This window comes from Streptomyces sp. ALI-76-A, from assembly GCF_030287445.1.
GTDB lineage: Bacteria > Actinomycetota > Actinomycetes > Streptomycetales > Streptomycetaceae > Streptomyces.
Map to the genome: position 1 here is coordinate 29,284 of NZ_JASVWB010000003.1, position 19,349 is coordinate 48,632.

At 67.5% G+C, this 19,349-nt stretch carries 19 protein-coding genes and 6 pseudogenes; 14 read left to right on the plus strand and 11 right to left on the minus strand.

Annotated elements, in window-relative coordinates:
- Nucleotides 1-103 precede the first annotated feature (103 nt).
- From QQS16_RS44065 to QQS16_RS35685, 8 genes and pseudogenes are all read right to left on the minus strand, one after another.
- A pseudogene (locus tag QQS16_RS44065) lies at nt 104-283 on the minus strand (transposase); the annotation flags it as partial.
- Between the two features lie 153 nt (nt 284-436).
- Nucleotides 437-1,042 (minus strand): hypothetical protein, encoded by a 606-nt coding sequence (locus QQS16_RS35655; protein WP_286066649.1) that lies wholly within the window; start codon nt 1,040-1,042, stop codon nt 437-439.
- A 500-nt stretch (nt 1,043-1,542) separates the two neighbouring features.
- The gene (locus QQS16_RS35660) at nt 1,543-2,001 is read right to left on the minus strand and encodes a transposase (RefSeq protein ID WP_286066830.1); all 459 of its coding nucleotides are present in this window, start codon (nt 1,999-2,001) and stop codon (nt 1,543-1,545) included.
- Nucleotides 1,977-2,348 (minus strand): annotated as a pseudogene (locus QQS16_RS35665) (ISL3 family transposase); the annotation flags it as partial. The pseudogene QQS16_RS35665 and the gene QQS16_RS35660, both read right to left, overlap by 25 nt.
- A 438-nt stretch (nt 2,349-2,786) precedes the next feature.
- Nucleotides 2,787-3,255, minus strand: a pseudogene (locus QQS16_RS35670) (ATP-binding protein).
- Between the two features lie 688 nt (nt 3,256-3,943).
- Nucleotides 3,944-5,173 carry a serine hydrolase domain-containing protein gene (locus tag QQS16_RS35675; RefSeq protein WP_286066650.1) on the minus strand — a complete coding sequence of 410 codons (1,230 nt, stop codon included), beginning with the start codon at nt 5,171-5,173 and terminating at the stop codon, nt 3,944-3,946.
- Between the two features lie 554 nt (nt 5,174-5,727).
- Nucleotides 5,728-6,126, minus strand: a complete 399-nt coding sequence (locus tag QQS16_RS35680) for a hypothetical protein (protein ID WP_286066651.1) — start codon at nt 6,124-6,126, stop codon at nt 5,728-5,730.
- A 63-nt stretch (nt 6,127-6,189) separates the two neighbouring features.
- Nucleotides 6,190-6,423, minus strand: a complete 234-nt coding sequence (locus QQS16_RS35685) for a hypothetical protein (RefSeq protein WP_286066652.1) — start codon at nt 6,421-6,423, stop codon at nt 6,190-6,192.
- Between the two features lie 751 nt (nt 6,424-7,174).
- Between QQS16_RS35685 and QQS16_RS35690 the strand changes: the two genes are divergently transcribed.
- The 9 genes and pseudogenes from QQS16_RS35690 to QQS16_RS35730 all read left to right on the plus strand — a co-directional run bounded on the left by QQS16_RS35690 (nt 7,175) and on the right by QQS16_RS35730 (nt 13,159).
- Nucleotides 7,175-7,762, plus strand: coding sequence for a hypothetical protein (locus QQS16_RS35690; RefSeq protein WP_286066653.1), 588 nt, complete (start codon nt 7,175-7,177; stop codon nt 7,760-7,762).
- A 118-nt stretch (nt 7,763-7,880) separates the two neighbouring features.
- Nucleotides 7,881-8,411, plus strand: a complete 531-nt coding sequence (locus QQS16_RS35695; RefSeq protein WP_502963945.1) for a sortase domain-containing protein — start codon at nt 7,881-7,883, stop codon at nt 8,409-8,411.
- 30 nt (nt 8,412-8,441) lie between these two features.
- Complete coding sequence (locus QQS16_RS35700; RefSeq protein WP_286066654.1) at nt 8,442-8,732, plus strand: transposase; 291 nt, start codon at nt 8,442-8,444, stop codon at nt 8,730-8,732.
- A gap of 29 nt (nt 8,733-8,761) precedes the next feature.
- The gene (locus tag QQS16_RS35705; RefSeq protein WP_286066655.1) at nt 8,762-9,475 is read left to right on the plus strand and encodes an IS3 family transposase; all 714 of its coding nucleotides are present in this window, start codon (nt 8,762-8,764) and stop codon (nt 9,473-9,475) included.
- Nucleotides 9,426-10,217, plus strand: a pseudogene (locus QQS16_RS35710) (transposase); the annotation flags it as partial. The gene QQS16_RS35705 and the pseudogene QQS16_RS35710, both read left to right, overlap by 50 nt.
- Before the next feature lie 109 nt (nt 10,218-10,326).
- Nucleotides 10,327-11,577: an IS256 family transposase gene (locus QQS16_RS35715; RefSeq protein ID WP_286066656.1), complete on the plus strand. Its 1,251-nt coding sequence runs from the start codon at nt 10,327-10,329 to the stop codon at nt 11,575-11,577.
- Nucleotides 11,574-12,188 (plus strand): AAA family ATPase, encoded by a 615-nt coding sequence (locus QQS16_RS35720; protein WP_286060512.1) that lies wholly within the window; start codon nt 11,574-11,576, stop codon nt 12,186-12,188. The genes QQS16_RS35715 and QQS16_RS35720 overlap by 4 nt, the downstream gene beginning before the upstream one ends.
- Nucleotides 12,185-12,843, plus strand: a pseudogene (locus tag QQS16_RS35725) (IS30 family transposase); the annotation flags it as partial. The gene QQS16_RS35720 and the pseudogene QQS16_RS35725, both read left to right, overlap by 4 nt.
- Nucleotides 12,827-13,159, plus strand: coding sequence for an integrase core domain-containing protein (locus QQS16_RS35730; RefSeq protein ID WP_286066657.1), 333 nt, complete (start codon nt 12,827-12,829; stop codon nt 13,157-13,159). The pseudogene QQS16_RS35725 and the gene QQS16_RS35730, both read left to right, overlap by 17 nt.
- A 606-nt stretch (nt 13,160-13,765) precedes the next feature.
- Here the strand turns inward: QQS16_RS35730 and QQS16_RS35735 are convergent.
- Genes QQS16_RS35735 through QQS16_RS35745 form a run of 3 tightly spaced genes read right to left on the minus strand, consistent with a single transcriptional unit; the run spans nt 13,766 to nt 14,991 of the window.
- Nucleotides 13,766-14,152 (minus strand): IS3 family transposase, encoded by a 387-nt coding sequence (locus QQS16_RS35735; protein ID WP_353479738.1) that lies wholly within the window; start codon nt 14,150-14,152, stop codon nt 13,766-13,768.
- 3 nt (nt 14,153-14,155) lie between these two features.
- Complete coding sequence (locus QQS16_RS35740; protein ID WP_286066658.1) at nt 14,156-14,686, minus strand: IS3 family transposase; 531 nt, start codon at nt 14,684-14,686, stop codon at nt 14,156-14,158.
- Nucleotides 14,683-14,991, minus strand: coding sequence for a transposase (locus QQS16_RS35745; RefSeq protein WP_030053558.1), 309 nt, complete (start codon nt 14,989-14,991; stop codon nt 14,683-14,685). The genes QQS16_RS35740 and QQS16_RS35745 overlap by 4 nt, the downstream gene beginning before the upstream one ends.
- A 739-nt stretch (nt 14,992-15,730) precedes the next feature.
- Between QQS16_RS35745 and QQS16_RS35750 the strand changes: the two genes are divergently transcribed.
- From QQS16_RS35750 to QQS16_RS44070, 5 genes and pseudogenes are all read left to right on the plus strand, one after another.
- Nucleotides 15,731-16,912 (plus strand): NAD-dependent epimerase/dehydratase family protein, encoded by a 1,182-nt coding sequence (locus QQS16_RS35750; protein ID WP_286066662.1) that lies wholly within the window; start codon nt 15,731-15,733, stop codon nt 16,910-16,912.
- Nucleotides 16,913-16,926: 14 nt separating this feature from the next.
- A complete protein-coding gene (locus QQS16_RS35755) occupies nt 16,927-17,154 on the plus strand; it encodes a hypothetical protein (RefSeq protein ID WP_286066663.1) in 228 nt (75 codons plus the stop codon).
- Between the two features lie 6 nt (nt 17,155-17,160).
- Nucleotides 17,161-18,093, plus strand: a complete 933-nt coding sequence (locus QQS16_RS35760; protein WP_286066665.1) for a glycosyltransferase family 2 protein — start codon at nt 17,161-17,163, stop codon at nt 18,091-18,093.
- 36 nt (nt 18,094-18,129) lie between these two features.
- Nucleotides 18,130-18,222, plus strand: a pseudogene (locus QQS16_RS35765) (helix-turn-helix domain-containing protein); the annotation flags it as partial.
- Between the two features lie 28 nt (nt 18,223-18,250).
- A protein-coding gene (locus QQS16_RS44070) for an IS630 family transposase (RefSeq protein ID WP_502963949.1) occupies nt 18,251-19,299 on the plus strand; the annotation gives its coding sequence in 2 pieces (ribosomal slippage) (nt 18,251-18,673 and nt 18,676-19,299; 1,047 coding nt in all).
- The last annotated feature ends 50 nt before the right edge of the window (nt 19,300-19,349 follow it).

Consider the following 19,349-nt stretch of genomic DNA (forward strand, 5'->3'; position numbering starts at 1 on the left):
TCTGCACAAGCTCGTTGACATCTATCACAGGAAGGTCAACGACCCTGACAACTCTCCGTCACCACCGAATGTGAGACAGGGCCGGTGAGCGTACAGACCCGGTGGAGATGGCTCGCGGCGGGGTGCGGTAGCGGGGAAGGGTGGGCGGCCCGAGCCCGCCATAAGCGGGCTGGTGCGGCTCGACATCCTCCGGATGCGCGACTTCCTTCCCGTGCAGGGCCAGGACATAGGGCAGCCCTCGCTCCTCGAGACCGAGCCGGAACGGTGTGCCGACGCTGTCACCCCGCCAGGGAGGGGAAGGGAGAGCTTCGCCCTGCCCCTGGTGCCGCGGGTGTCTTCCGGAGCCCCGGCCCGGCCCGGACGGGGCTCCGGGGGCCACCGGGCGTCGCGAACCGTCGTCCGGCCTCGACTCCCCGCACTCGGTCTCCCGCTTCGTCTACTTCGTCACCTTGATCCCCTCGAACGTTGTGGACTTCGGCGCCAGGCAGACGAACCAGTCGTAGGGCGAGTGCTTGGGGCTGTGGATGACCGGAACGGCGGCGTTCGCCTCGGTGGCCGCGGACGCACGGCCGACCTTGGCAGACGTGCCGTCCTTCCAGGTGCAGGTGACCTCCCGGGCGGTCTTGGCGACCTGGCCAGTCACCAGGCGCGGGGCCGTGTCGTTGTGGGGGAGCAGCGGGAGCGAGACGGTCCCGTACTCGCCGCCGGACAGGACGTCGTCCTCAGGTAGCACCATGTCCGCGATCTGGGTGGTCCTCGCCTCTTCACCGGTGACCCGGTGCACGAAGTGCGCAACCTTGCCCACCAGTTCGGAGGCCGTGGAGACGTCCTCCGGGTGCTCGCCGAACTCCGCCATCGCCGTCAGGGTGGCCTGGGCCTCCGCCGTGTCCGCCGGAGCCTTCCACACGTCGATGTACACCCTCCACGGCACTCCCGCGTCGGTGCCGCTCGCCAGGGTCGTCCGCATGTGCGGCTCGGACGCCTCCGCGCCGACGACGAAGGCCTGGAACTCTCTGTCCTCGGCCTGTTTTCGAACCCCCATGAGCACCTCCTAGATGTTCAAAAGAGGCCATGAGAGGCCGAGACCGTTGCCTCACCGCGGAAACTTCCATGCGGCAGCAATCCGGACGCTGCGGCAGCCGCCGAGCCCGGAGGGGGAGAGCGAGGGGCTGGAGGGGTAGCCGCCACCGTTTGCGGCTGGTGACATGGCTCTTACCAGCACTTTAGTGAGTGGGTGTTTCATCGTGCTGGCACCGGTCCGTGGTGTTCCGGGTGAGCGGGACGATGACGGCGGACCGTCCCGCCGTCTGTTCGCGCAGGGCGGCGTTCTCGGTCAGGCAAAGCAGAGCTGTCCATGGCCACTGTCAGCATGGGCTCAGGCAAAGACCACGTCATGCGGTGATGCCTTCCACGCCGACCACCAGCCGCAGCAGGGCGACCAGCGCCCAGCCACCGTTTCTCGGCGACGCCTGAATTCTGGTTCTGGATCACTTTCCGTGCCGGAGCCACGGAGGGTCACCACAACCGCGATCATGAACGGCCTCACGCCGCGAGGAGGACCCGCTTGCGGAGCAGGTCGAAGTTGGCGCGGCCGAACATCTGCCGCTTGAGCATCTTGATCTTGTTGTTGTGGCCTTCGACGGCGCCAGAGCTGTAGGGCAGGCTGAGCCCGGCGACGACGGCGTCGAGATCCTGGCCGAGGCCGGTGACGAAAGCGTGCAGGGCGGACAGGTCATCGGCCTGGACGCGCTCGATCCATTGGTCCAGCTGCTGTCCTTGGCGGTTTCGTCGAGCAGGGCGTGGACAGCTGCATGCTGTTCGCGCACCCGGTCCGACAGGCGGCCGGAGTGTCGCGGTTCGCCCGGACGCGGCGCGAGCTCCGTGGTGTTCACGGGCGTGTTGCTGCGGACCGGGCCGGTCGCCTCCGGCTCGTGCAGCAGGGCGCGGTGCTGGATGACCGTCTTCTCGACGGCCTCGACGATGTTTTTCCAGATGTGCCACCGGTCCGCGACGTGGACCGCGTCCGGGGCGCCGAGCCGTCCGGCCTCGGCGTATGCGGTCGAGCGGTCACGGCAGATCACCTCGACGCCGGGGTGGTCGGCGAGCCAGGCGGACACCGTGGCCGTGGTGCGGTCGGGCAGCAGATCAACCGGACGACGCGTGTCGATGTCCACCAGGACCGTGCCGTAGTTGTGTCCCTTGCGCAGGGCGAACTCGTCCACCCCCAGCACCCGCGGCGTGTGCACTTCCGGGTCCGGCAGGCGGCGTATCAGCCGCAGGAGTGTCGACCGGCTCGCCCGGACCGCGAGTGTGTCCGCCAGGCGGGCGCCGGCCCGGCCTGCCAGCATCACGGCCACCCGTTGCAGCACCGTCTGCAGCCCGGTGCTTCGCCTCCCGTGCCGGAATGAGGTTCCCGACTTGTATTGCCGGCTTGCGTGAGGATCGCCAGCAACGCCGACCGCAGAGCAGCACGGATGCCCTCGAACTCGGCATCCTTGCGGCCCCCGCAGGATCTAACTCGCTGCCGGCCACCCATCCCACCATCACCGAGTCCGTCTCCCGCCGCACCCGCAGACCAGGGCTGCTCTCATCACCAGCCGACGCGACATCGAAGCCAGCACGGGCCAACGTTCCGCACACATCAGCAAGCAGCTTTTCCACGGGATCCGAGGTCACGACCGAAAGCCTATACACACGCTTCCTGGCGGTTTCAGGCACGGGTGTTTCACACACGGAGGAAGCTGCCCCAGCCGCCCTCATCCTTCCTGACAGGTTAGTCCGCAATTTCAGCCTCCGGCGGCCGTACTCTTGCTCCTGGGGTCGTCGGCCAGGGCGATGCCGGCGGTGATGCGTTTGCCGACCGGTTCGCGGTGCGCTTCGAAGCTCTGGGCGAGGACCATGACGATTTCCAGGCCGTGCCGGCCGACCCGGCCGGGTTCTGCGGCCCATGCCACTGGCAGGGCCGGGTCGCTGTCCCACACGGTCACCCTCCACCCTGGCATCGGCAACACGAAGTTCCAACAGGGCGGGCCCGGGGGCGTACTTGCGGGCGTTGGTGACCAGTTCACTGACCACCAGCCGCACCACGTCCATGACATGCGTGGACACTGGCAGACCCTGTTCGGCCTGCACGCGGACCAGGAAGTCGGCGACGAAATCACGCGCTTGGGCGACACAGGAGAAGTCCCCGTCGAGGGCTACGGCGGCCTGTATCGGAGCTGTGCCTCCCGTCGCGTTGCCCTCACCGTCAGGCATCGCGCCACCTGAGTCCCAGGCTGAGGGGAGCACAGCGAGTGCGTCGGTCAGCCGACGCCTGATCCTGCCCGCAGTGGACGCGCCGCTTCTCCCACGCCCGCGCACGACGACGTGCCGCCGCGGTCCGGCTCGACGCAAGGAGGCGTACCCCGTCGGCCAGGCGCTCACCAGCGCTGCGAGTAGGGCAACGGCGGCAAACGAAAGGATCTTGATCCACACCGGTGGGATGTGGAGAGCGGCCGCAGTGGCCAGTCCGCAAAACAGGAGCCACGCCGCTGCCGTGAGCAGGCGCTGATGCGGTCGTCGCTGTCTCATGCGCTGCCACTCCGGGGCCTGATGCCAGTCGTCGTGGGGTCGTCCTCGCCCTGATCGACGATGTCATACTCCCGGGTGCCGGTGGACGGCGTTGCTGCAGCACAGAGCGTGGAGCAAGAGGGCGTGCTGGGCGAGATCAGGGGTGGCCACGTCCGCTTCGCCGACGCTCGCGGCGCGAAGGCCCACAGAGGTTCCAGCGCCCATCACTCGGGCCTCGGGCAGGTAGTACCAATTCGGCCGTCGCGCGCCAGGTGCTGCTATGGCGAGGTGTAGGCGTACAGACGATCGCGGAGGTCCGCGCCTCCTGACCGGGGTACGGCCGGGTGACCCTCCCGGCCGGGAGGGTCACCCGGTTCGCCACCGGCTACCTCCCTCACCTCGCGGCGGGCTGGCTCGGCAGGTTGAACACGTGGTCCGGGGAAATGATCTTCGTGAGGGCGTCGCCGAAGAGGGTGCTGGGCTCCTCGTTCTTGTAGTTGATGTCGGTGTTCAGGAGGACGACGACGGTGGCCTGGGCCGACGGCAGGTAAATGGTCAGCGACTCGTAGCCCGGCAGCGAGCCGTTGTGGCCGATCCAGCCCTGCACGTCGAAGATGCCGAGACCGTATCCGGCGCCGGGGATCGGCGTCTTCGGTGTGATCAGCCGTTCCTTCTGCGTGTCGGGGCTGATCAGCCGTTCGCCGTCCGGGAGTCGGCCGGTGGCCACGGTCCGCGCCCAGAGCCGCAGGTCGTCCAGGGTGGAGATCATCGCGCCGGCGGCCCAGCCCCAGGAGGGGTTCCAGTCGGCCGTGTCCTCGACCGCGCCGTTCGCGGTCTGGTTCGTGTAGCCCTGGGCGTGCGGCTGCGGGAACTCGTTGCCGGTGGGGAAGCTCGTGTCGTCCAGGCCGGCCGGATCGAGGATGTGCTCCTGGATGTAGTCCGCGAGGCTCTGCCCGCTGATCTTCTCGACGAGCAGGCCGAGCAGGACCAGATTGGTGTTGGAGTAGTAGAACTCGGCGCCGGGCTGGAACAGCACGGGGTGCTTGAAGGCGTAGTCGAGCAACTGCTGCGGGGTGAAGGGGCTTTGGGGATCGGACGTCAGTGCCTTGAAGAAGGCGTCGTCCTGCGAGTAGTTGAACAGCCCGCTGCGCATGCCGGCCAGCTGCCGCAGGGTGATCTTGTCGCCGTTCGGCACGCCGTCGATGTACTTGTCGATGGTGTCGTCGAGGCCGATCTTCTTCTCGTCGACCAGTTTCAGCACGGCCGTGACGGTGAACGTCTTCGTCTCGCTGCCGATCCGCATGAAGAGGTTCGGGGTCATCTTCCGGCCGGAGTCCTTGTCGGCGACCCCGAAGGACTTCACGTGCTCGCCCTTGTCGGGGGTCCACACGCCAACAGACACGCCGGGGATGTTCGCCTGCTTCATGACGCGCCGCACGGCCTGGTCGATCTGCTGTTTGACCGCGGGTGTGAGGTCGCGGACCTCGTCCCCGGAGGGCGTCGGGGAGGGGGCCGCGGCGAGGGGGGCCGCCCCCGCCGTGCCGCCCGCGACCGGCACCACCAGGGCGCCCACGGCGGCCGCGACGACGGCTCCTCTGGACAGACGGACACACGGATGCGTCATGGGCTCACTCCCGCCAGGAGACTTCGCCGCAGGCCACAGCCGCACCAGGGGCACGGGCCGCGCGCGGCCCCTCTCCCCCAGCATAGGAGCGCGGTCTGGCCCCCGCCCGTCGGCGGCCCGGCCCCTGCGTCTGGACCGGACCGCGTCCGCGCGCGGACCCCCCGGGCGGTGTCACCGACATCCGGGCCCTGGCCGACCGCCATCGCCATCGCCATCGGGGGAGCGTGATCCGCGCGCCCCGTATCTCCTGGCCCTGATTCATGAGGTGGGCTCGACCTGTCCGGTCGCGCGCTCCGACGACGGCGTGGTGGGCCGCCTCACCGGTTGCGTCACCCGCACCGCTTCGGGCTGCGCCCGCGTGGTCGCCACCCGCGAAGACGGCCGCGGCCAGGGCTCGGCCGCGCCCTGCGCGGGCCGCCCGCGGGGCGGCCCGCGCAGGGCGCCGTCCGCCTCAAGGCCATGCGGCGACCGGAGCGCGGCTTCGTGGGTGGCGGGAGCGGCCCCGGGGCCGGGCAGACGGTTCGGGGCCCCTCGTCTGCGTACCCGTGGCGCCGTCAGGCGGGCGTACCGCGCGTCTGGTTGGGGCGGGCGGTCACTGCGTCGTTGGCCCGCTCGAGCAGGGCGCGGGCCAAGTGGGTGGCGTGGGCGGCCTCTTCCAGCAGGCGCATGGTGTGCCGCAGCGCGGTGGCCAGGTCTTGGTCCATGACCAGGACACCTGCTCCCATCAGGTCGTCCAGCAGCAGTCGTTCCACGCGGTCGGCCAGATGCGGCAGGTCCCGGCCCGCTTGGTCCGGTCCGGCGAAGACCTGGGTGACGGCGTCCGCCAGCCCGTGTCGGAGGCTGTGGACGTCCATCGAGGTCCGCTGCAAGTAGCCCGCCAGGTCGGAGCGGTCGACACAACCGGCTCCCTGCTCAGCCCGGCTCTGCCGATATGCAAAGGTCGATTCGGTCATACCGGGCATCTTTCTGGGAAGCGGAAGCGTGCGGCGGGACCGGCGCGTCCGGCGGGTGGGTGTTCACTCGTTCACCCCGGGGGCATCAGCGGCCATGAGCAGCACGCGGGGCATGCCTTCCAGCCCAGCGGCATCAGTCGGCCTGGCGCTGTCAGGGGGATCGCGCTTGTGTGTTGGCGGCTGGAGCTTGCCGTCATCTGTCGCTCTCGGGCGGGGGAAGAGGTGGTCCTCGAGAGCGTCCATGGCGAAGATGAACGCCATCATCAGGGCGGGCATGAGCAGGACGAGCAGGATCACAGGACCTCCCGGGGAAGGTCGGTCTGTGGAGCCGATGGTGCCGCTTCTCAGGATGGGGCCGAACGGCGTAGTGCGCATGTCATGCGCCTTGGCGCAGCGTCGCCGCTGCTGGGTCGGGCCGTCGTCAGTGCGGCGACGTCAGGCCGGGCGCCTCGGCGCGGGAGTGGTCAGGGCGGGCGCGGTGCCGGCGTGCGGGCTGGCGCCACCGCCCGGCGGCATCGCGGGCGACATCGACCCCGCCTTCCAGCGCCAGCTCCGGTTCCACCAGCGTGACGTCCAGCGTCGCCCGGCTGTCTCACCCGGTGGAATACGACCAGCCTGTCCATGGATGACCGTGCCGCGCCGGGGCGAGTAGCCCGGCGGCCGTGCTGCTCGCGGTCTGGGCGAGAGTGCTGGTGCGGCCGGCGTAACTATCGGTGCCGCCGCCGCGCTGCTAACGGCGGCGGTACCAGGGCTTGCCCGCGAGGCGACAGACGGGTCGGTGAGCCCGCCATCCAGCCTGATCCGCAGTGCAGGGATGTGCCAGCGGGACACGGCCGAATGATCCAAAGGGTCCGGATGAGCGCCGTTGACTGCTCGCGTGACACGGACAGTCGAGTGCCTCATCCATTCACCTGACGTGCCTTCACCCGGATACCCGCCTGGGTGGTGGCGCGCGCACATCTGGGTTGACGTTAGCCACGTCGCCGCCGCGGTTTCCACCAGCCGACAGCACGTCAGCTGACGCAGGCTGCGACGGAAGGAATGACGCATGCGTTCTGCCCGCACTCTCCTCGCCGCGGCCGCGGCCACGGCTGCCCTCGCCATCGCAGCCCCTGGCGCCTACGCCTCCAGCACCGGTGACGGGGACAAGGACGACCACTCCTACAGCAGCGACCACGAGTACAAGAAGGACGAGCACAAGAAGGACGAGTACAAGGACGCCGGTGGTGAGCACGACAAGCCGAAGGGGGGCGTGCACACCGGTGGGGGCCTGTTCGCCACGGTTGGCGGTGACGACTGGGACAAGAAGGAGGAGTACAAGGACGAGCACAAGAAGGACGAGTACAAGGACGCCGGTGGTGAGCACGACAAGCCGAAGGGGGGCGTGCACACCGGTGGGGGCCTGTTCGCCACAGTTGGCGGTGACGACTGGGACAAGAAGGACGACACCGAGTACAAGAAGGACGAGTACAAGGACGCCGGTGGTGAGCACGACAAGCCGAAGGGCGGCATGCACACCGGTGGCGGCGGTCTTGCCTCCTCCGGCTCGACGGCTGTCGGCGGACTCGCGCTTCTGGGCGGCCTGGGGGCAGGCGCGTACGTGCTGCGCCGACGCATCGCCCGTGGCGCTGCCTGACTCCCTGACGCGGGTACCGCGTGCGGCAGGCAGCGTTCCGCTCCGCAGCCTCAGCCGCACGCGGCACTGCGCCTGACCTACGTGTATCCGCGTTTCGCTGACTGAGGTGCGCTGCGGCATGACGATCCGTTCATTCGTTCACTCGGGGAGATCCCGGCGGCCCGGTATGCCGCAGCGCCTTCTGCTGGCCGTACTCACGCCGCTCGTCCTGATCGCGGTTGCGGCCGGTTTAACCGGCCCGGACAGCCAGGTCTCACTGCCTGCTCCAGCGCCCGCGGTGAGCCTGCGCGCGCCGTCCGTACCGAAGCCCAAGTCCACGGCTGCGCCACGCAGCCCGACACTGCCCCGTTCGGCTCCCGTGCGTCTGCTCATTCCGAGTATCGGGGTGGACGCGCCCTTTACCGGCCTGGCCATCGGTCCCTCCGGCCAGCTGAACGCGCCACCGGCTGACGACACGGACCTGGTCGGCTGGTTCACTGACGGTCCCTCGCCGGGAGAGCGTGGCACCGCGATCGTCGCCGGCCACCTCGATACCAAAACCGCGCCCGCTGTCTTCGCGAACCTCAGCAGCCTGACCCCAGGCAAGGGGATCCGCATCATCCGTGCAAACGGCAGGACCGTGACTTTTGACCTTCCCCTCGTAGCGTAGAGACCCTGACTGCAGGGGAAGTTGAGGGTCATGGCAGGCAAAAGGCGGAAGTTCGACGCGGAGTTCCGTGAGGGGGCTGTGCGGATCGTCGCCGAGACCGGCAAGCCGATCGCGCAGGTCGCGCAGGATCTCGGGATCAACGAGACCACGCTGGCGAGCTGGGTGTCGCGGGCCCGAAGGGCCGGCGGGGCCACGGCGACGGGTGAGAGCGAGGAGCTCGCGCGGCTGCGGCGGGAGAACTCACAGCTGAAGAAGGACAACAAGGAGCTGGCCATGGAGCGTGATGTGCTCAAACGCTGCATGGTCTTGTGGGTGAAGTAGCTGTGGCGGAACCGGCGTTGCTCGTCGGGATGATCAGCGACCAGAAGACCGTGCACAGCATTCCGCACCGCACCTCCTGTCGGGCCCTGGGCGTGTCGGAGGCGTGGTTCTACAAGTGGCGCCGCAGGCCGTCCGAGCCGACGAAACGCGAGACCAGGCGAGCCGTGCTGGCCGAGCGAATCCGCTACTTCTTCGACTGCTCCGGCCGGACGTACGGCTCGCCGAGGATCACGCTGGATTTGTGGGAGGAGGGCTGGCAGGTGTCGCAGAACACCGTCGCCGAGATCATGGCCGAACTCGGCCTGCAGGGCCGCAAGCCGCCTCGCCGGCGCCGCTCGCTCACCCGCCCCGGCAAGCGAAAGACCGCTCCTGACCTGGTGCGACGCAAGTTCGACGCCATCGCTCCCAACGTCTTGTGGTGGGGTGACATGACGGAGATCGAGACCGGCGAGGGCAAGCTCTACCTCGCATCCGTCCACGACGCCTTCTCCCGCCGCGCCCTTGGCTATGCGATGGGCGCGCGGCACGATGCCGCGCTGGTCAGCGCCGCCCTGCAGATGGCGATCGCGACCCGGGGCGGCCAGGTCGACGGGGTCATTTTCCACACGGACCGCGGCAGCGAAGGTGAATTCAACTGGTCGTCGCAACACTTTGATCTCGGAGGTGTGCGACGTGGCCACGGCGGACTGGAGTTTGAAGACCAGCGATGTCCCGGAGGGTCGGCGTCGGCAGTGGCGCGCTGATCGTGCGTTGCGGCCGGCGATGCGTTCGCCGGGGAGGCCTGATCCGTCTCGAGTCGTGCAGCGCCAGTTCTGGCGGCTGATCGCCACGGGGGTCACCACGGTGGAGGCGTCGTTGGCGGTCGGCGTGTCGTGGCCGGTGGGTGCGAGGTGGTTTCGTCACGCTGGCGGCATGCCTCCGATCTCGTTGGCCGAGCCCACGGGCCGGTACCTCGCGTTCGAGGAGCGCGAGGAGATCGCGATCCTCAGGGCGATGAACAAGGGCGTGCGCGAGATCGCCCGCGCCCTGGGGCGTGACCCCGGAACGATCTCTCGCGAACTGCGCCGCAACGCCGCCACGCGCGGCGGCAAGCAGGAGTACCGCGCGACGGTCGCCCAGTGGAAAGCACAGCAGGCCGCCAAGCGCCCGAAGACCGCGAAACTCACAGGCAACGACAGGTTGCGTGAGTACGTACAGGACCGGCTCGCCGGCAGCGTCCGCCGCCCCGACAACACGATCGTCACCGGGCCCAGGACGCCTGCATGGAAGGGGCTGAACAAGCCGCACCGGCAGGACAGACGATGGGCGACGGCATGGAGCCCGGAGCAGATCTCGCATCGACTCCATGTCGACTTCCCCGATGATGGGTCCATGCGCATCAGCCACGAAGCGATCTACCAGGCGCTGTTCATCGAAGGCCGTGGCGCGCTCAAGCGGGAACTGGTCACGTGTCTGCGCACCGGCCGGGCGCTGAGCAATGCTCGATACCTGTGGATCAGTCCCGGGTGGCACGCGGAGGGCGTACCTTCCCGAATGATCCTGTGATGGTCACCGAGTAGGCCCGCGTTGGCGCGCGGGTCGGGAAGGTACGTCCGTGCTCAGCGTAGTCACCGAGGATGGCTCCACTCAGTCCGGTTCCCTGATCGACGAGATCGTCCGTGAGGGCGCCAGGCGGATGCTCGCCGCGGCACTGGAGGCAGAAGTCAACCAGTACATAGCCGAGTTGGCTGCCGAGACCGATGAGGCAGGCCGACGGCTGGTGGTCCGCAACGGCCATCACCGGCCCAGGACCGTCGTCACTGCCGCTGGCCCGGTCGAGGTGCGGGCACCGCGGGTGAACGACCGCCGCGTGGACGAGGCCACCGGCGAGCGCAAGCGGTTCTCCTCCAAGATCCTGCCGCCGTGGTGCCGCAAGTCGCCGAAGATCTCCGAGGTGCTGCCGCTGCTCTACCTGCACGGACTGTCGTCCGGGGACTTCGTGCCCGCGCTGGAGCAGTTCCTCGGCTCGACGGCCGGTCTGTCGTCGGCGACGGTGACCCGGCTGACGCGGCAGTGGGGCGATGACCATGCCGCCTTCCAGGCCAGGGACCTGTCAGACCGCGATTTCGTCTACGTGTGGGCCGACGGCGTGCACCCCAAGGTGAGGCTCGGGCAGACGCACTCGTGCGTACTGGTCCTGCTCGGCGTCCGCCTGGACGGCACCAAGGAACTGATCGCGCTGGCGGAGGGCCTGCGCGAGTCGACCGAGTCGTGGGCGGACCTGCTGCGTGACTGCCGCAGGCGTGGCATGCGCGACCCCGAGCTGGTGGTCGGCGATGGCGCGATGGGCCTGTGGAAGGCGCTGGCCGAGGTCTTTCCGGCCGCCCGTCATCAGCGGTGCTGGGTTCACAAAGCCCGCAATGTCACGAACTGCCTGCCGAAGTCCGCACAGCCGGGCGCGACGAAGGCGATGCAGGAGATCTACAACGCCGAGGACCGCGCCCACGCCGAGAAGGCGATCGATGTGTTCGCCCGCACCTACGGCACCAAGTGGCCCAAGGCCGTCGCGAAGATCACCGACGACCGGGAGGAACTGCTGGCGTTCTACGACTTCCCTGCCGAGCACTGGATCCACCTGCGGACCACGAACCCCATTGAGTCGACATTCTCCACGGTCAAGCTCCGCACCAAGGTCACCCGCGGGGCCGGCAGCCCCGCCGCCGCACTCGCGATGGTGTTCAAGCTCGTCGAGTCCGCCCAGGCCCGCTGGCGCGCGATCACCGGCGCCCACCTGGTGCCCCTTGTCCGTGCGGGAGCCAAATTCGAAAGCGGTGTGCTGGTCGAACGTGGCACGGTGGCGGCATGAACCCGCCGCCCCTGTCTCGGACGTCCCCTCACCGCGGTCAGGTAATTGTCCTGACCGGGCCGCCCGGAGCCGGCAAGAGCACCGTGGCGCAGCTGCTGGCAGATCACCTGACTCCAAGCGTCCACCTGCACAGCGACGATTTTTGGCGCTATATCAAGCAGGGCTGGATCGCGCCTTACCTGCCCGAAGCACACGAGCAGAACCAAGTAGTCCTGCAGGTACTGGTCTCAGCAGCGTTCGGCTACGCCGAGGGCGGATACCACGTGATCTGCGACGGCATCGTCGGACCCTGGTTCATCGACCTGTTCCGCGTGACGGCACGGGAGCGGGCCCTGCCGCTGAGCTACGTCATCCTTCGGCCGGACCAACACACCACACTGGAACGGGCAACGAGCCGGGCCGACGACGCTCTGACCGACCCCGAACCGATTCGCTCACTGCACAGCCAGTTCAGCAACCTGGGCCTCTATGAGGCCCACGTCCTGGATTCCACCACCCTGACCGCTGAGGCAACCGCCGACAGCATCCTGCAAGGCGTCGCGAGGGGCTCCTACCTCCTCAACCCGAGCGACAGCACCACCGATGCGAACGACTCGATCCACAACTCTTGACAATGGCTCGGGCGCTGCGGGTTCCCCGCGCACGGTCGCAGAACAACCGCAGGGGCATGTCACCGCGGACGTCGTCCTCAGCGAACGCCCCGCCGAGGCCGCAGACCGCGCGGTCCCCGGACACTGGGAAGGCGATTTGATCATCGGGACGGGCCGCTCCGCGATCGGCACGCTTGTCGAGCGCAGCAGCCGCTCCACACTCCTGGTACACCTGCCCCGGCTGGAGGGCTGGGGCGAAAGGACACCCGCGAAGAACGGCCCCTCGCTCGGAGGCTATGGCGCGATCGCGATGAACGCGGCGCTCACCACGTCGATGACGCACCTGCCCGAGCAGCTACGCAAGACCCTCACCTGGGACCGAGGGAAGGAACTCTCCGGCCACGCCCAGTTCGCTCTCGACACCGGGACGAAGGTGTTCTTCGCCGATCCGCACTCGCCCTGGCAACGACCGACAAACGAAAACACGAACGGGCTGCTGCGTCAGTACTTCCCGAAGGGCACCGACCTCTCCCGCTGGTCGTCCACGGACCTCGAAGCCGTCGCCATGGCGATCAACAACCGGCCCCGCAAAGTCCTGGGTTGGCGGACACCGGCCGAGGTCTTCGAAGAACAGCTACGCTCGCTGCAACAGCCCGGTGTTGCAACGACCGGTTGAACTCGCCGAATACACGTCCGAGGCGTTCCAGCAGCTGTGCGGCAGGTGGGGCGTGGTGCAGTCGATGGGCCGCGTCGGGTCGGCGCTGGACAACGCCGCCGCGGAGTCGTTCCACTGGGTCCTCAAGGTCGAGTACATCCACCGGCACACTTTCACCACCCGCACCGAGGCCCGGCTGAAGACCGCGACGTGGATCGCGGACTTCTACAACACGAAACGCCGTCACAGCGCGGCCGGCGGGAAGCCACCCGTCGAGTTCGAACGGATCATCCAGGAAGCGCGAGCGCTGACCGATCAGGAAGGTCGGGCCGCATAACCAACGTCTCTACGCAACCGGGGGATTGACACATCCGCTTCGGCCTGGCAGGAAGAGGTCGTCGCCGCGTGGTTCCGGGTGACGTCCCGCTTGGTGGTGTAGCCGATCAAGGCTCAGCCTCGAGCCACTGCCTGCACGATCACTCGCATACTGTCCCGTCAACGACCCCGACCGACCAGTCTCTTGGAGCCACTCCCGACATCCATGACGCCAACGCACCGCTTCAGCAATGCCCCGCGCTCAGGCCCGACCACGAGCCGGCCCCCGACCATGAGGTACGACCACAGCAGGTCACCGTGGGGGCGGCGCGCTCGCTTGTGCGGTGACCTGTTCTGGTCGTCTATGGGCTGTTCGAGGAGCCGGTGGTGACGTGCTGGCGCGCCTCGGCGCCGACGACCGGGTGGGGCCACATAATGAGTACGAAGCCGGGCTGGGCCGGCGGGCCCAATGCTCCGGCGGCGCCTCCTCACCGCTGGGTCCGGTGCAGCCTGCAAAATGGCCCGCCCGGCTGCACCGTTCTCCCAGCGATGCCCGGTGGCGGCGCCGTAACACCAGAGCCGCGAATGCCCGCGCACTGAGGTTCCCCCGCTGCGCGGGAGTGGCTGACTAGCAGGTCAGGGCGGGTTGACATGGTTTCAGGTTCACCGGTTCGGCCGCTGCCTGGTCGGCGTAGTGCTTCTCTTCGAACTCGATGGGGCTGAGGTAGCCGAGGCGCTTTTGGATGCGGCGGGGGTTATAGAAGCCGTCGATGTACTCGAGGAGCACGAGATTCGCCTCGGCCCTGGTCGCGAAGACGCGGCCGCGGATGCACTCGGTCTTGATCAGCATCCACAGGTTCTCCGCCAGGGCATTGTCGAAGGAGTCGCCGACCGAGCCCATGGACGCTTGAACGCCTGCTCTGACCAGGCGGGTTGTGAGCTTGATGGATGTGTATTGGGCTCCGTGATCGGCATGGTGGACGAGTTCGCCGGGGGTGACCTCGCGGCTGGCCAGCGCTTACTCGAGGGAGGTGAGGACCAGGTCGGCGTCCGCGCGGGCGGAGGTCTCCCAGGCCACGACTCTGCGGGAGAAGGCATCGCGGATCGCCGACAGCCACAGTGGCCCCTGCAGAGTGGGGATCATGGTCAGGTCGGTGACCCACAGCCGGTTCGGCGCGGATGCCGTGAAGTCGCGTTGCACCAGGTCAGGGGCAGGGTCGGCGTCCGGGTCGCGGCGGGTGAAGCTCGGGCTCCTACGGGGGCTGATCCCGGCCAGGCCGGCCTGGCGCATGAGCCGCTCGACCCGCTTGCGGCCGACATGGACACCCTCGCGCTTCAGGACGGCATGAATCCTGGGCGATCCGTAGATCCCGCCGGAGTCCTGGTGGATCTGCCGGATCTGCCCGGTCAGCTCGGTGTCCTGGCGGACCCGTTCACAGGGGTCCTTCTCGGCCTGACGCCAGCGGTAGTAGGTGGAGGAGGGGATGTGCAGTTCCCGCAGGACGGGCTCGACCCCCAGGTGCGGGTGCTCGTCGAGGAGCGCTCTCACCTGGGCCGGGTCGGGTCGAGCTGCGCGGCGAAAAAAGCCGAGGCCGTCCGCAGGACCTCGTTCGCCCGGCGCAGGTCCCGCACCTCGCGCCGCAGCTGGGCGAGCTCGTTCTTCTCTTCGGTGGTGAGCAGGTCGTCCCGCTCGCCGGCGTCGGCCTCGGCCTGCCGGATCCAGTTCCGCAGGGCTTCGTGATGCACGCCGAGTTCCTCGGCCATCCGGCGGATCACGGGCTTCGGCTCGGCAGTCCGGTACATCCGCACCGCACGCTCACGCAACTCCAACGGGTACTTCCTCGGGGCAGGCATCGTCTGGGCTTCTCTCATACGCCATCTGACCTGCTGTCACCTTTCCCCGCATCTCGGGGGAACCTCACTCGGTCCACGTGACGCCTGATCAGGGGGTCGCGCAGATCCCTGGCGGCTGCCCATCCGGCCAGCAGCTCCCTCGCCATGGTCTGCGCGGTGCTCACAAGGGGGACCAGCCAGAGAGCGGCCGGCTGTTCCCACGCGGGGTGGATCGGATGAGCCGCCGGGTCCGGTGTGACGGCGAGCAGGGCCAGGCACCGCTCCGGCAGGCTCCTCCGCAGCCGTGACTCGATGAGCCAGGCCAGCGGCAGGCCCGCCCATTCCAAGGCACCGCTGCCCTCCGGGCCTGCTCCATCTCTTCCGGCATGACGGAAGCGAGCAACTCGTCACGGACGTACTCCTCCAGCGGCCACCGCTGCTCCTCAGACGAGGCCGGGGCCGGGGCCGGGAAGAGCTGTGCCAGAGCAGAGGGGGCCCCAGGCCAACAACCGGGTGGTTTCCTGCATCTCGTAGCTCAGCTGAGCGAGGTCAACGGCTGTCAGCCCTCGCGACACGCACGGTGCTGGAATCACCAGGCCAGCTTGCACGCACCTCCCAGATAATCACCCAATTGGAGTAATGAGTTGCCCCTCGGCGAGAGACTTCCCCCTTCAAGGGGCAACAATGACTACGTAATCCAGTAGCCTCCGGCACGTCCACATTGCCTGCGGGCATGCATTACAACCATTGGAGGCCACCTGTGCGTGTGTTCATCGCTGGCGTGGACGGCTATCTCGGCTGGACTCTGGCTCAGCACCTTGCCCGTCAGGGTCACGACGTCGGTGGCGCTGATGCTTTGTTGCGTCGGATCTGGGTCGATGAGATGGAATCTCTGAGCGCCATCCCCATCGCGTCCATGGACGAGCGCCTGGCCTCTTTTGGCGAGCACTTCGGCAAACCGATGCGCTTCTTCGCGCTAGACCTGCGCGACCATACGGCTTTGTGTGCTGCCCTTGCGGAGTTTAAGCCTGATGCGGTGGTACATCTCGCTGAGTGTCCTTCCGCCCCATACTCCATGATTGATTTCCACCACGCTGATTTCGTCCAGCACAACAACGTCTCCGGAACCTTGAGTCTCCTGTTTGCGATGCGTGACCACTGCCCGGAGGCTCATCTGGTCAAGCTGGGCTCTATGGGTGAGTACGGGACACCCAACCTGGACATCCCAGAGGGTTTTTTTGAAGTCGAGTACCGAGGCCGGCGTGACCAGCTCCCGTTTCCCCGGCAAGCTGGCTCTTGGTACCACTGGAGCAAGGTATTCGACTCTCACAATGTCGCCTTTGCCTGCCAGCTTTGGGGGCTGCGAGCGACCGACGTAATGCAGGGCGTGGTGTACGGCACCTGGCTTGACACCGACGCACGACTCAATACCCGCCTGGATTTTGACGAGGCATTCGGGACCGCACTCAACCGATTCTGCTGCCAAGCGGTTATTGGCAAGCCGCTCATGCCCTACGGTCAGGGTACCCAGCGGCGTGGATTCTTGTCGCTCGCCGACTCCATGCAGTGCCTGAGTTTGGCGATCGAACACCCGCCAGCGGTTAGCGAGTACCGGGTCTTCAATCAGTTGCGTGAGGTGTTGTCCGTAAATGACTTGGCGCAGTTGGTGCGTGCGGCCTGCGAATCGTTCGAACTCGCTGTCGAAATCAAGCCGCTGGACAACCCTCGAGTGGAAGCGGAGGCTCACCACTACCGCCCGGACAGTCAGCACCTGCGACAGCTTGGATTCCGGCAGTCGCTGCCCATCGACGAGGAAATCCGGAACATGATCGGCGACCTGCTGCCGCACCGAGACCGTATTGCAGCCCATGCCGACCAGCTCGCCCCGACCGTGCGGTGGCGAGACTCCTGCAAGCCACAGCCACAGTGTTCGCACACATGACGAAAGGGACTCACATGAGCGAGAAGAAGCCCGAGAACGAGAACGTGCGTGAAGCCTTGCGCGCAGCATGCAGGACGAACGAAGTAGTCCGTCTGTTGCGCGATGACCCACAGGCATTCGCCAAGCGGTTCAACCTGTCTGACGCCGAGCGGGAGCGCCTTGAACGCTCAGACCTGCTGTTGGTCCTGCCCGGCGAAGTTCTGGCAGGGACAACAACCCCGATCACCATCACGGACTGCTGACCTGCAGTGCTCAGCACGCCGACAATCAGCGTGGTTTTCCCCGCGCGTAACGAAGGCGCGCGGGTCGCGCAGACTGTCGCGTCAGCCCTCGAATCCTGCGAAGCGCCCCGCGACATCGAGGTAGTCATCGTTGACGACTCCTCGAAGCCTGCGGGGCGGCCCAACGTCAGCGCGTCAGCGGGTCGGTTCCCGGTGCGGGTCATCCGCTCAGACGTACACCTGGGCGTCGGGGCCGCACGCAACCTGGCTGTCCAGCATGCCCGTGGGGACGTGGTCTTCATCACCGACGCTCACGTTCAGTTCTCGCCTGCATGGGACCGGGAGGTAGGCCGCCTCATCAAGCCCCAGCGGATCCTGGCAACCGCCATCTGCAACCAGGACTCCTCAAAGCGCTTCTTCGGTTGCCGCCTGGTCGTGCCGCATATGGGAACCCATTGGAACACCAGCTTGCCGGACTCAGAACCACACGTCCAAATCGCTTCGTCCGCCGGAACTGTACTGGAACGTGCCCTATTTGAGCGCATCGGCGGGTACGACGAGGGGATGATGCATTACGGCGGATTCGAACCGGAGTTCAGCGTGCGGGCCTGGTGCAGTGGTGCCGAGGTCGTCCTGGCACCCGGCATCGAGATTGCCCACCGGTTCAAACCTGCGCACGAACGCGACGCGTTCGTCGCCTCAGTGCGCACCGCCTTGTTGCACAACTGCCTGCGGTTCGGTGTCGCTTACCTGCCGGAGCTGATGATCTTGGAGATGGTACGCCTGCACGCTTTGGAGTTCCCGGACCACATCCAGGCCGCTCTGCACCTGCTTGAGCAAAGGGATGCCTGGCGCCGCCGCGCTGAACTTGCCAAAACCCGCACGCACGACTTCGAGTGGTTTGTCGACCGTTTTGCGCTACATGATCAATCCGGCAGGCCAATTCCCGTCCAGGCATGATCAAGCCCGCTTCTGGTCACCTCACCGAGCCTGCAGCGGCCACGGCAGGTCTCCCACGAGGGTTACGAGTGGCTGTGTGTCCTGTACGGGCGGCTGTGGCTCGCACTCGGTGACCAGGACCTCGTCCTACTGAGGTTTTCGGGCCGGAGGGTGGGGCCTGACCGCTGAGCGTCGGGCCTTTCGGGAGAAGATCCGGCTCCGGGCCGGTGAGAGGTTCACGGCGGGCGAGAAGACTGCGGTGATCGCCAGGGATTTGCGGGTGAGTGTGCGGTCGGTGGAACGCTGGCGCCGTGCCTGGCGCGAGGGTGGCATGGAGGCCCTGCGTTCTGCGGGCCCGGCCAACTCCCCGACCGTCACCGATGCCCAGTTCGCCGTGCTCGAGGAGGAACTCGGCAAGGGTCCGTCAGCGCACGGCTTCGGCGATGAGCGGTGGACGTTGGCCCGGGTCCAGACGGTGATCCGCCGGCGTCTGAGGCTGAGCCTGTCGGTGGCGACGGTGTGGCGGCTGTTGAAACGGCACGGCTGGTCATGGCAGGCGCCCGCCCGCAGAGCACTCGAACGCGACGAGCACGCCGTCGAACTGTGGAAGAAGGAGGTGTGGCCGAGGGTAAAAGCCTCGCGGCGGCCCACGGGGCCTGGATCGTCTTCGAGGACGAGTCCGGATTCTCCATGACGCCGCCTCGCGCCCGCACCTGGGGCCGGCGCGGACACACCCCCGTCATCCGAGTGAGAGGCCGCTCCCGCCGCAGGACCTCGGTCGCCGCCCTGTGCTGCTACAAACCGGGCGTGGAAACCCGTCTCATCCACCGGCCCCGCAACCACCTCCTCCTCAAAGGCGCACGCAAGAGCTTCTCCTGGCAGGACTACCGCGACCTGCTCGTCCGTGCACACATCCAGCTCGGCGGCCCGATCGTGGTGGTCTGGGACAATCTCAACACCCACCTGGCGGCCGGGCTGAAACGGTACGAGGCCGAGCACGACTGGCTCACCACCGTCCGCCTCCCGCCGTATGCACCCGACCTGAACCCCGTCGAGACCCTCTGGTCACTGGTACGCCGGGCCATGGCCAACACCGCCTTCGACACACCCGACGGCCTCGACCGCACACTCCGCCGGGAGTTACGAAGGATCCAACTCCGGCCACACCTGATCGACGGTTGCCTCACCGCCACCGGCCTGACCCTCGCACCACCGACCCCACCCTGAAAACCTCAGTAACGTCAACCCAGATGTGCGCGCGCCACCACCCTGGCGGG